Source organism: Shewanella cutis (genome assembly GCF_022410515.1).
GTDB lineage: Bacteria > Pseudomonadota > Gammaproteobacteria > Enterobacterales > Shewanellaceae > Shewanella > Shewanella cutis.
Genome location: NZ_JACSDI010000022.1, coordinates 33625 through 46189 on the forward strand (window position 1 = coordinate 33625; position 12565 = coordinate 46189).

Sequence of the window (12565 nt, forward strand, 5' to 3'; positions counted from 1 at the left end):
GTAAGGGTAAAAAAGAGGCCGAATTGTAATCACTTTACTTGTCCCCGTCAACAACGAAAGTCAGCAAGTGGGTTATTTCTGCCAGCGTATCCTTAGATCAATTCCCCATATACACAATAAGATGTGGATAACTCTGTGTATGGACACTACATATAGTAGTGAAGGGGATCTATTAACAGATCAAAGGGGCGCCATTATAGATCAATCTGGATCGCTTAATAAAGCGGGATTTTCCCTATTTGTTGAATAAAAGGATCGAATTTGATCTTTGATGATCGAGGATATCTACATAGAATGATCTTGTTGGGGATAATTATTTTTTAAGGATAGCGATCCTTGAGATCTCGCTATAGAATACACCTCTTTTGATGATCTTTTGGGGATAACTTAGTGGCGGTTTCACTTTGGCAACAATGTATCGGACGACTGCAAGATGAGCTTTCTGCTCAGCAGTTCAGTATGTGGATCAGACCGTTACAAGCCGAAATGGATGGAGATACTTTGGTGCTATATGCGCCTAACCGCTTCGTGCTCGATTGGGTTAGGGATAAATACATCAATATCATTAATCAGTTTTTTACTGAGCAAATGGGTAATGATGCGCCTAAGTTACGTTTCGATATTGGTAGTCGTCCATCAGCTAAAAAGCTTGAGCCAGCGCCCGTTGCTGCTGTGCGTGTGCCCAGTCCCCAAACCAAAGCCTCTGTAGGTACGGCATTTAATACTACAGAGCCTGTTGCTAATACCAATCATCGCAGCAATATCAATCCGACTTACCAGTTCGATAATTTTGTTGAGGGTAAGTCAAACCAACTGGGTAAAGCCGCTGCGTTGCAAGTGGCAGAAAATCCTGGTGGTGCCTATAACCCACTATTCTTATATGGTGGAACAGGTCTGGGTAAGACTCACTTGTTGCACGCTGTTGGTAATGGGATCATCAAAAATAATCCCAATGCTAAAGTGGTTTATATGCATTCCGAGCGTTTTGTGCAGGATATGGTTAAAGCGCTGCAAAATAATGCGATCGAAGAATTTAAACGTTACTACCGTAGTGTTGATGCGTTGTTTATCGATGATATTCAATTCTTTGCTAACAAAGACCGATCGCAGGAAGAATTTTTCCATACCTTTAATGCGCTGCTTGAAGGTAATCATCAAATCATCCTAACGTCGGATCGTTATCCAAAAGAAATCGACGGTGTTGAAGACAGATTAAAATCCCGCTTTGGTTGGGGCTTAACGGTGGCGATCGAGCCACCCGAGCTTGAAACTCGCGTGGCGATTTTGATGCGTAAAGCCCAAGAGAGCAGTATTAACCTGCCCGATGAAGTGGCGTTCTTCATTGCTAAACGTTTACGTTCTAACGTCCGTGAATTAGAAGGGGCCTTAAACCGGGTGATTGCTAACGCAAACTTTACCGGCCGCCCAATAACGATTGATTTTGTGCGCGAAGCCCTGCGTGACCTCTTGGCACTGCAGGAAAAATTAGTCACTATAGATAACATTCAGAAAACCGTAGCTGAATACTACAAAATCAAGATGGCTGATATGTTGTCTAAGCGTCGTTCGCGCAGTGTTGCGCGCCCAAGACAAGTGGCTATGGCGTTATCTAAAGAATTAACTAACCAGAGCTTGCCGGAAATTGGTGATGCCTTTGGCGGTCGAGATCACACCACAGTGTTACATGCCTGTCGTAAGATTGCTCAGCTACGGGAAGAGAGTCACGACATTAAAGAAGATTATGCTAACTTGATTAGAACCTTATCTTCTTAAAATCAAGGAATTTGGACACTATGAAATTTTCAATTGATAGGGACGCCCTATTAAAGCCGCTTCAATTGGTTTGTGGTGCGGTAGAAAGACGCCATAACTTGCCTATTTTGGCAAATCTCCTTGTAGAAGTTAGTGGTCACTCACTCAAATTAACAGGTACAGACCTCGAAGTTGAGTTAGTCGGTCAGGCGGTTATTCATGGTGATATTGAAGAAGGTCGCACAACAGTTCCTGCAAAGAAGCTGTTAGACATCGTAAAATCCTTACCCGAGCAAAGCGAGTTAAAGGTTGAGCAACAAGATAACAAATGGTTGTTGCGCTCTGGACGTAGCCGTTTTTCGCTGGCAACACTGCCCGCGGAAGAGTATCCGAATGTCGAAGCCTTCCAAGCCGAAATCGAATTTACCCTTAAGCAAGGTGTGCTCAAGTCGCTGATTGATGCGACCCAGTTTTCGATGGCTAACCAAGACGTACGTTACTACCTTAATGGATTATTGATTGAAACCGAAGGTAATATGCTACGCGCTATTGCAACCGACGGTCACCGTTTGGCCTTAAGTCATCGAGTTATTGAAGCGCAATTACCTGAGAAGCAAGTGATTGTGCCTCGTAAAGGCGTGATGGAAATGGCGCGTTTGTTGGAAGCGGATGATTTAGATATCATTATTGCCATTGGTGATAATGCTATACGAGCCACCACAAACAGCACTGTTTTTACCAGCAAATTAGTCGATGGACGCTTCCCTGATTATCGCCGCGTATTACCGAAAGGCGGTGATAAAATCGTTATTGCGAGTCGCAACCACTTCAAACAAGCTTTAACGCGAGCTTCTATTTTATCGAATGAGAAGTTTCGCGGTGTGCGCATTCAGTTAGAAACGGGATTGCTGAAAATCACCGCCAATAACCCTGAGCAGGAAGAAGCGGAAGAAATCATCGATGTGGATTACAACAATCTGCCACTCGAAATTGGTTTCAACGTCAGCTACTTATTGGATGTATTGAACAATCTTAAGTCCGATGATGTGCGTATCACCCTAATCGATGGTAACTCGAGCGCCTTGCTGGAAAACCACTTGGAAGAAGATTCCATGTATGTGGTTATGCCAATGCGCTTATAGTCATCCCATTTTTAAGCAGTACCATACGCCGCTTTTTAGCGGCGTATATGTCTTCAAACTGTGTCATATGTCCTCTTATTTTACTCGGATAGAAATGAATTGCGGTATGATGATCGTCCTGAGTATTGGCCTAAGCCGTTGATGCGGTTTGATGAGTAACGCATGAGCCTTATCCGTCTTAACATTGATTCTTTTCGCAATATCCAGTTGGCGCAGTTGAGCCCAAGCGAAGGGATCAACCTGATTTATGGTCAAAATGGCAGTGGCAAAACCAGCATACTTGAAGCCATTTATTTTCTAGGCATGGGGCGTTCGTTTCGCAGTCACTTATCCCAGCGAGTGATCAATAACGACCAAGACAAATTAACTCTGTTTGCAACCTTAAATCTGCCCCGAGGCGACAGTAAAATAGGCCTGCGGCGTTTTCGCAGTGGCGAAACCGAAGTCAAAATTGATGGTGAAAAGGTCAAACGGCTATCGACTTTAGCTGAAACCTTACCCATTCAAGTCATTACGCCAGAAAGCTTTTCGTTACTGTTCGAAGGCCCAAAATCCCGCAGGCAGTTTATCGATTGGGGGGCCTTTCATACCGATCCGCAGTTTTATGCGGCATGGATGAATGTAAGGCGTGTTCTTAAACAAAGAAATCAAATGCTTAGGAATGGTTCTCCCTACAATCAAATCCAATATTGGGATAGGGAGTTTGTCCGTTATACCGAGCAGGTCACTGAAATACGAAACCGTTATGTAGACTCGTTAAATGAGCTACTTAAGGGTATAATCGGAGAGTTTTTACCGCAGGTGGATGTTAAGGTTTCATTTACCCGCGGCTGGGATAGCAAAACGGATTTTGCACAACTTCTCGAATCACAATATCCCAGAGATTTGGCCACAGGTCATACCGTCAGCGGTCCCCATAAAGCTGACTTAAGACTTCGTGTAGGCACTTTGCCGGCGCAGGATGCCCTGTCCCGTGGTCAATTGAAATTATTAGTCTGTGCACTGCGTATTGCACAGGGAAAGTTGCTCAAACAACAAATAGATAAACACAGTATTTATCTTGTGGATGATCTTCCATCCGAGTTGGATGCACAGCATAGGCAGCTATTGCTTAAGCAGCTAGTGGACACGGGTGCACAAGTGTTTGTGACCGCCATTGAGCCAGCAGCAATAGTCGATTCGTTACACACGCCTCCCAGTAGGATGTTCCATGTGGAACAGGGACGTGTAACGGTAATTGAATAACCATTGAGAGAATAATATGTCAGAGAATAGTTACGATTCTTCGAGTATTAAGGTCCTTAAGGGCCTTGATGCAGTACGTAAGAGACCTGGGATGTATATTGGTGACACCGACGACGGTACGGGTCTACATCATATGGTGTTCGAAGTAGTCGATAACTCTATCGATGAAGCCTTAGCGGGCCATTGTACTGATATCACAATTACTATCCATGTGGATGGTTCGGTTTCTGTAAAGGATGATGGCCGTGGTATTCCGGTCTCTATCCATGAAGAAGAAGGCGTATCGGCAGCAGAAGTTATCATGACGGTACTGCATGCTGGTGGTAAGTTCGACGATAACTCCTATAAAGTGTCAGGTGGTCTGCACGGTGTGGGTGTGTCGGTAGTAAACGCGCTTTCTAAAAAGCTGCAATTAACCATTCGCCGCGATGGCAAAGTCCACGAGCAGTTTTACACCCACGGTGTACCTGATGCGCCAATCAAAGAGATTGGTGATGCAACTAAAACCGGAACCGAAATCCGTTTCTGGCCAAGTGAGCAAACTTTCAGTGATGTTGAGTTTCACTTTGAAATCCTGGCTAAACGGGTGCGAGAACTATCGTTCCTTAACTCTGGTGTGGGGATTCGCTTAGTCGACGAGCGTGATAATAAAAACGAATTCTTTAAATACGAAGGCGGTATCAGCGCATTCGTTGATTACTTGAACCGTAATAAAACGCCGGTAAACAAAGATGTATTCCACTTTATGCAGGAGCGTGACGACGGCATTACCGTTGAAGTGGCGATGCAGTGGAACGATGGTTACCAAGAAAACATATTCTGTTTTACTAACAACATTCCACAGCGTGATGGTGGTACTCACTTAGCAGGTTTCCGTAGTGCGTTGACACGTAACCTCAACAACTACATGGAAAACGAAGGTTATAACAAGAAAGGCAAAACTAACGCGACTGGCGATGACGCCCGCGAAGGCTTAACTGCGGTCATTTCAGTTAAAGTGCCTGATCCTAAGTTCAGCTCGCAAACCAAAGACAAGTTAGTGTCTAGCGAAGTGAAAGCCGCGGTTGAACAAACCATGGGTGAGAAGCTAAACGACTATCTATTGGAAAATCCTGCCGATGCTAAGTTAATCGTTGGTAAAATTGTCGATGCGGCTCGTGCCCGTGAAGCGGCGCGTAAAGCCCGTGAAATGACCCGCCGTAAAGGCGCGCTCGACTTAGGTGGTTTGCCAGGTAAGCTGGCGGATTGCCAAGAGAAAGACCCTGGTCTTTCAGAAATCTACATAGTGGAAGGTGACTCTGCTGGCGGTAGCGCTAAGCAGGGACGTAACCGTAAGAACCAAGCGATTCTGCCACTGAAAGGTAAAATCTTAAACGTTGAGAAGGCGCGTTTCGATAAAATGCTTTCTTCTCAAGAGGTTGCCACGCTAATCACTGCGCTTGGTTGTGGTATTGGTCGTGATGAATACAACCCGGATAAGACCCGTTACCACAACATCATCATCATGACGGATGCTGACGTCGACGGCTCGCACATTCGTACCTTGCTGTTGACCTTCTTCTTCCGCCAAATGCCTGAACTGATCGAACGTGGTTACGTGTATATTGCTCAGCCGCCTTTATTCAAAGTGAAGAAAGGTAAGCAAGAACAATATCTTAAAGACGAAGCTGCACTGACTCAGTATCTGACCACTCAAGCGTTAGATGGAACCAGCATTTATCCATCTCAAGGTGCGCCTGGTATGTCGGGTGAGCCATTAGAGCGTTTAGTGACTCAGTACCGTGAAGTGGAAGCGATTGTTGCCCGTTTAGAGCAACGTTATCCAACCCATATCACTAATCGGATGCTTTACCACCCAATGATCAGCAATGAGATGTTGGCTGATGAAGCTAAGATGAAGGAATGGATAGACGCCTTTATCCATGAGCTGGTGGAATTAGAAAACAGCGGTGTGCTGTATTCTGGTGAGCCGGTGTTGGACCCTGAGCGTAAAGTGTATCTACCAAAGATCACCATCCGTAAACACGGTATCGACACGCATTACCTATTTAGCTATGACTTCTTCCAATCAATGGATTATCAACGTATTGCTAAGTTAGGTGCAGCCCTTGAGGGTTTGATTGAAGTCGGTGGTTATGTACAACGTGGCGATCGAGTGAAAGAAGTCGGCAGCTTCATTGAAGCGTTAGATTGGACCATTTCTGAAGCGAAACGTGGCTTATATATCCAACGTTATAAAGGATTGGGTGAGATGAACCCTGAGCAATTGTGGGAAACCACGATGGATCCTGAATCTCGCCGTATGCTGCAAGTAACGATTGATGATGCTGTTGGTGCGGATCAGCTGTTTACTTGTTTGATGGGCGACCAAGTTGAACCACGCCGTGACTTTATCGAAGCCAACGCGCTAAACGTGGCTAACTTAGACGTTTAATATCTAGACGTTTAATATCGTTATTGATTGATAAAACTGATTGATAAATAAGGGAAAGCTGAGCTTTCCCTTTTCTTTTTCAAAAAATTACCTATCAACACCCGCCTCATCGGCGTCCACTATTTCAGTCTCTATTTTGGCTGCTGTTATCCAAGTCTGCATTTCTGGTTGGCTCACGATAAATTCCATATAAGCTCGGCTCGCTTGCGAGACTTCAATCTCGTAGGTAAAGAAGCGCATTACCACTGGTGCAAACATCATATCGGCGATTGACCACTGGCCAAATAACCAAGTGCCCTGAGTTTGGCATGGGGCAAATTCAGCCATTTGCTGAGACCAAATGCTATCCATGCGAGCAATCTCTTGCTGAACAGCAGGGCTTAGCTCGACATATCGACGGGCGCGGATATTCATAGGTAACGCATTTCGCAGGGCATGAAAGCCTGAATGCATTTCACAGGCGAGGGAGCGAGCCTTGGCTTTTTGTTTTGGATCTTGTGGCCATGCCGCGCCTGAAAGATAACGATCATTGATATATACACAAATTGACAGTGAATCCCAAACGGTAATGTCACCATCGAGCAGTGTTGGTACTTTTAGCGTTGGTGAAATAGATTGGAGTTGCTTATAGAAGCTATCAGTATCGAGTTGTAAAAGGACTTCATCGAACTTAATGTCAGATTTTGCAGCCATTAACCAAGCTCGGAGCGACCAGCTAGAGTAGTTTTTATTGCCGATGTAGAGTTTCATTAGTGCCTTCCAATTTTGAGTCGTGCCAATCACTATACATGATGAAATCGTGATAACCATTAAGCGAGCAGATATTAGAACCCTTTAATATTTAGGTTGAAGGGATGATTAAGCAGAGTTTGTTTTTCGCTGAGCAGCAGGGTAATTACATGCTCATATTCAGTCATTCAAACTGCAAATTGCTCACGCAATCAAGCTAAATTGGCATAAGGTTTCACGTGGAACAATTCGATAAGGTAACCAAGTCTTAAGTTTCGGAACATATACTCAAGCTGGGCATAATACTGATAGTGCCTGTTCTAGCATATCAATTACAATGGATGGATAATGTAAGGCTGGCTCAGTAAACACTGTTTTTATAGGTTGGAATATTTTGATTAAGTCCATATTCAACAAAATTTTTAATATCCGTGAAGAGGCAACTCTTGAGCGACCGAAAAGCTTTAGTCAGACCGATCTCAGCAAACCTATAAATACGGTCGTGCCACAAAAGCCTGCTGAAGAGCGGTGTGATACTTCGGCGTGTGTTGACTTAGAGGCATTGTTTTATAGCCTGTTATTTCCTGCTAGAACAAAAGATTCTGGTGGTGTTGCTAATAACCTTGAACGCCATGTGATGGCGGAAATTGAACAGGCCTTAGCATCCCCCCAAGTGATTGCCGAAAAAGTGCTAAAGCTTCCTTCTAAGGTATTGGAGTTAGACCGTAAGTTAGCTGACCCACAGTTTGATACCAAGGATTTATTGGCTTTAATTGAACAAGACCCTTTACTCAGTGTTGAAGTGCTCAAGCTTTGTAATTCACCAGCATTTAAGAGAAGTGAGCGAGAGGTGACTAGCCTGCAGCAGGCCTTAGTTCAGCTTGGTCGGGAGCAATTACGGCGCTTCGTGACCAGTTGTTTGGTCCGTGAAATGCTAGACATTAAACCCATTTATTTCCGCCGTTTTGGGGCTGAAATTTGGCGTCACTCGATGCAAGTGGCCTTTTTAGCGAGTGAACTTAGCGAAAATGATAGGGACACGGCATTTTTATTGGGGTTGCTCCATGATGTGGGTAAGCTCGCCATTTTTAAAATGCTACTTGATGCTTTCGCGCAAGCTGAACCTGGCGAGCAGCCAAACTCTTGGTTATTTAGGCAAGTGATGACGGCAAAATCGCTGACCTTAAGTACGTTATTAGCAAAATATTGGCAATTACCTAGCATCTTTGAAGCTGAACTGGATAAACTCGCCCATGTGCATACTCGGCCGAATGAGGGAATTGCTGCCGTAGTATGGCGTGCAAACGTGATTAGTGAGATCTCTATGTTGCTGCAAGCGGGTAAATTGCCAGACGATATGCTAACCAAGTTGTTAATGCTCGTCGGGCTTGAGCAAGCTCAGTTTGATGAGTTGCATGAAAAACTCCAACAGTTTTAATGATTTTCAGCCATAAAAAAACGCGCTTAAAAGCGCGTTTTTGTTAACCGTGATTTTTACTTAAATCACTTACTGAAGCAGAGAAATATCCGCTACATGTAAGAATTGTTCACATAGGTTATTGAGCAGTGCCAAACGGTTGTTACGCAGCGCGGTATCGTCCGCCATCACCATGACATCCTCGAAGAACTGGTCAACACTTTCACGTAAGCTTGCCAGCAGCGTTAAGGCTTGTTGATAATCCGCATTAGCAAACAGTGGAGCAAGCAGAGGCTGAAGTTCAGTAAGCTTAGCTGCTAACGCTTGCTCGGCAGCTTCGGTTAACAGAGCTGAGTTAATCGCGGTCGGTAATTCGCCTTCCACTTTCGCCAGAATGTTAGACACACGCTTATTCGCCGCTGCTAGAGCGCTAGAGGCTTCTAAGCTTCTGAAGTGTGATACTGCGTTAATGCGGCTATCAAAGTCGGCAGGGCGAGTTGGACGGCGGGCTAATACTGCAAGGATCACGTCAACGTTGATACCTTTATCTTGGTACCAAGCACGGAAACGCGCCATTAAGAACTCAAGCACTTCATCGCTTGCATTCGCGTTGCTTAAGTTGGTGCCATGGAGTTCTTGAGCCTTAGCAATCAACGTTACTAAGTCCAGTGGCAGCTTGTTCTCAACGATAATGCGTAGCACACCGATAGCGGCGCGGCGTAGGGCAAATGGGTCGGCAGCGCCCTTAGGTGCCTGACCAATACCAAAAATACCGACTAAGGTATCGAGTTTATCGGCTAAGGCTACTGCGCAAGAAACTGCTGCTGTTGGAACTGTATCGCCAGAAAACTTAGGCTTGTATTGTTCTTCCATAGCTAAGGCGACAGCTTCTGTTTCACCGTCTAGGCGGGCGTAATGCATGCCCATAGTGCCTTGCGTATCGGTAAACTCCATCACCATATTGGTCATTAAGTCTGTTTTAGACAATAAACCTGCGCGGGCTGCATCAACGATATTTGCACCTGTTTGCTCAGCAATAAAGGCGGCTAGGGCGGATATACGAGTCACTTTGTCTCTTAAGGTGCCGAGCTGTTGCTGGAACAATACGGTCTCAAGACTAGGTAAACGCGATTCTAGCGTGTGCTTTTTATCGGTATTAAAGAAAAACTCAGCATCGGCCAAGCGTGGGCGTACCACCTTCTCGTTACCAGAGATAATTTGCGCAGGATCTTTTGATTCGATATTGGCGACAAAGATAAAGTTTGGCAGCAATTTGCCCGCATCATCGAACACTGGGAAGTATTTTTGATCGCCCTTCATCGTATAAACCAAGGCTTCTGAAGGCACGTTTAAGAACTTTTCTTCAAAGCTTGCCGTTAACACGACTGGCCATTCAACCAAAGAGGTCACTTCTTCTAGTAGGTCATCTTCGATATCGGCGGTGCCACCAATCTTAGCGGCCGCTTTTTCGGCATCGGCTTTAATTAAGGCTTTACGGCTTTCAAAATCGGCGATGACTTTCCCTTTTTCTTTTAGCAATGTCAGGTAGTTGTCCGCATGGTCAAGCTCGAAGCCGGTACCCATAAAGCGGTGACCACGGATATTCCGCGCTGATTTAATGCCGAGCAATTCGCCTTCAATTAACTCACTGCCTAATAGCATAGTGGCGGTGTGAACAGGGCGAATAAATTGAGTCTTGCTGCTTCCCCAACGCATTGGTTTTGGAATAGGTAATTTATCTAGCGCTCGTTGTGCCATAGCTGCAATTAAGCTTTTGGTTTCAACGCCTTCAACTTTAGCGTTATAAACCAGCCATTCACCTTTGTCGGTCACTAAACGTTCTGCCTGATCGACAGTGATACCGTTGCCACGTGCCCAACCTTCGGCAGCTTTTGTTGGTTTACCTTCGGCATCAAAGGCTGAGCTGACCGCTGGGCCGCGTTTTTCAACGATTTTATCTGCTTGGGCAATAGCGAGTTCAGTAATATTAATCGCCAGACGACGGGGCGCTGCATACCAAACCGCGGATTTAAAAGCTAAATCGGCTTTGGTTAATTCTTCAGTAAAGTTCGCTAAGAAAGACTCAGCCAGTTTACGTAGCGCCTTTGGCGGCAGTTCTTCAGTGCCTAACTCGATGAGTAAGTTTTCAAAATTCATGTGTTACCTCTACTTACACATTGGGAAGCCAAGTGCTTCGCGTGCCTGATAATAGGATTCGGCAACGGCTTTTGCCATAGTACGTACGCGCAGGATATAACGCTGACGTTCAGTCACTGAAATGGCGTGGCGTGCATCGAGCAGGTTGAAGGCGTGTGAGGCTTTCATCACTTGCTCATAGGCGGGTAGAGGTAATGGTTTTTCAAGCGACAATAAGTGCTGACACATCTTTTCGCATTGATCGAACAGGGTAAACATAAAGTCTACATCGGCGTGTTCAAAGTTATAGGTTGATTGCTCAACTTCGTTTTGGTGGAACACATCGCCATAGGTGATGCGACCCATTGGGCCATCGGTCCATACGAGGTCGTACACGCTATCCACACCTTGGATATACATCGCCAGACGTTCTAAACCGTAGGTGATTTCACCCGTGACAGGGCTGCACTCCAAGCCGCCGACCTGTTGGAAGTAAGTAAACTGAGTTACTTCCATACCGTTTAGCCAGACTTCCCAGCCTAGACCCCAAGCACCTAACGTTGGTGATTCCCAGTTGTCTTCCACAAAGCGGATATCATGGATTTGGGTATCAATACCAAGGGCTTGCAGAGAACCTAAATAGAGTTCTTGGATATTATCCGGTGACGGTTTTAACACGACTTGGAATTGGTAGTAGTGCTGCAGACGGTTTGGGTTTTCACCGTAGCGGCCATCTGTTGGGCGGCGCGAAGGCTGCACATAGGCACTACTCATTGGCTCGGGCCCTAGAGAGCGTAGGAAAGTTTGTGGGTGGAATGTGCCCGCACCGACTTCCATATCTAAAGGTTGAACGATTGCACAGCCTTGCTGCGCCCAATATTCCTGTAGGGTTAGAATGAAACCCTGAAATGTTTTTACGTCGTGTTTCGTCGTCATGTCTACTTGTCTACTGCCGTCAGCTTGAATAGAAAATGGTTTCGATTATACCTTGTAGATCTCTGCTTATGTAGGTTATTTTTTACCTTCTTCGTTAAAACGTTAAGGTTGATGACCATGGAAGAAATCCGCTGTAATTGGGTCAGTGATGATCCCTTGTATCGTGAATACCACGATAAGGTGTGGGGGCGCCCAGTTTATGATCCCAAGGAGTTATTTGCCAAGCTCTGTTTAGACGGGCAACAAGCAGGGTTGTCTTGGATTACGATCTTAAAGAAACAACAAAATTATGAACAAGCCTTTGCGGATTTTGAGCCAGCAGTGATTGCTACTTTCGATGATGCAAAAGTCGAGGAGTTGATGGCAAATCCTGGAATTGTGCGTAATCGACTTAAGATCCATTCAATTATTAGAAATGCAAAAGGGTATTTAGCTTATACGGCTGATGGCAAAGATTTTTCTGAATTTTTGTGGAGCTTCGTTGGTGGTAAACCAATAGTGAATCAATTTACTTCCATGTCGCAGGTGCCTGCGCAAACGCCGGAGTCAGAGGCTATGTCCAAGGCGTTAAAAAAGCTCGGCTTTAACTTTGTTGGTCCAACGATTTGTTATGCTTTTATGCAGGCAGTGGGGATGGTGAATGATCATATAGTTGATTGCATTGCCTATGATGCTTGCTGTGGTGGTAAATAAGTCACTAATCTTATTTAGTCACAATCCAAAATAAAAAGGCATGTTCCACGTGGAACATGCCTCTTGTTATTTCACCTTGTT

At 45.1% G+C, this 12565-nt stretch carries 9 protein-coding genes; 6 read left to right on the forward strand and 3 right to left on the reverse strand.

Translation table 11 applies throughout. The features are described 5' to 3' along the window. Window positions 1–390 precede the first annotated feature (390 nt). The 4 genes from dnaA to gyrB all read left to right on the forward strand — a co-directional run bounded on the left by dnaA (window position 391) and on the right by gyrB (window position 6573). Window positions 391–1773, forward strand: a complete 1383-nt coding sequence (gene dnaA / locus H9J30_RS18915) for a chromosomal replication initiator protein DnaA (RefSeq protein WP_240132422.1) — start codon at window positions 391–393, stop codon at window positions 1771–1773. A gap of 20 nt (window positions 1774–1793) precedes the next feature. After that, a complete protein-coding gene (gene dnaN / locus H9J30_RS18920) occupies window positions 1794–2894 on the forward strand; it encodes a DNA polymerase III subunit beta (RefSeq protein ID WP_240132423.1) in 1101 nt (366 codons plus the stop codon). A gap of 162 nt (window positions 2895–3056) precedes the next feature. After that, window positions 3057–4139, forward strand: a complete 1083-nt coding sequence (gene recF / locus H9J30_RS18925; RefSeq protein ID WP_240132424.1) for a DNA replication/repair protein RecF — start codon at window positions 3057–3059, stop codon at window positions 4137–4139. Between the two features lie 16 nt (window positions 4140–4155). After that, the gene (gene gyrB, locus H9J30_RS18930) at window positions 4156–6573 is read left to right on the forward strand and encodes a DNA topoisomerase (ATP-hydrolyzing) subunit B (protein WP_240132425.1); all 2418 of its coding nucleotides are present in this window, start codon (window positions 4156–4158) and stop codon (window positions 6571–6573) included. A gap of 87 nt (window positions 6574–6660) precedes the next feature. Here gyrB and H9J30_RS18935 read toward each other — a convergent pair whose 3' ends face one another. Further along, window positions 6661–7323 (reverse strand): glutathione S-transferase family protein, encoded by a 663-nt coding sequence (locus tag H9J30_RS18935; protein ID WP_240132426.1) that lies wholly within the window; start codon window positions 7321–7323, stop codon window positions 6661–6663. Window positions 7324–7696: 373 nt separating this feature from the next. Here H9J30_RS18935 and H9J30_RS18940 point away from each other — a divergent pair, with 373 nt between their 5' ends. Further along, window positions 7697–8740: an HDOD domain-containing protein gene (locus tag H9J30_RS18940; protein ID WP_240132427.1), complete on the forward strand. Its 1044-nt coding sequence runs from the start codon at window positions 7697–7699 to the stop codon at window positions 8738–8740. A 69-nt stretch (window positions 8741–8809) separates the two neighbouring features. On the opposite strand, the gene glyS is transcribed toward H9J30_RS18940, so the two are convergent. Then, the gene (gene glyS / locus H9J30_RS18945; protein ID WP_240132428.1) at window positions 8810–10876 is read right to left on the reverse strand and encodes a glycine--tRNA ligase subunit beta; all 2067 of its coding nucleotides are present in this window, start codon (window positions 10874–10876) and stop codon (window positions 8810–8812) included. Between the two features lie 9 nt (window positions 10877–10885). Further along, the gene (glyQ, locus tag H9J30_RS18950; RefSeq protein ID WP_220056912.1) at window positions 10886–11791 is read right to left on the reverse strand and encodes a glycine--tRNA ligase subunit alpha; all 906 of its coding nucleotides are present in this window, start codon (window positions 11789–11791) and stop codon (window positions 10886–10888) included. A gap of 117 nt (window positions 11792–11908) precedes the next feature. Between glyQ and H9J30_RS18955 the strand changes: the two genes are divergently transcribed. Beyond that, a complete protein-coding gene (locus H9J30_RS18955; RefSeq protein WP_240132429.1) occupies window positions 11909–12484 on the forward strand; it encodes a DNA-3-methyladenine glycosylase I in 576 nt (191 codons plus the stop codon). Window positions 12485–12565 lie beyond the last annotated feature (81 nt).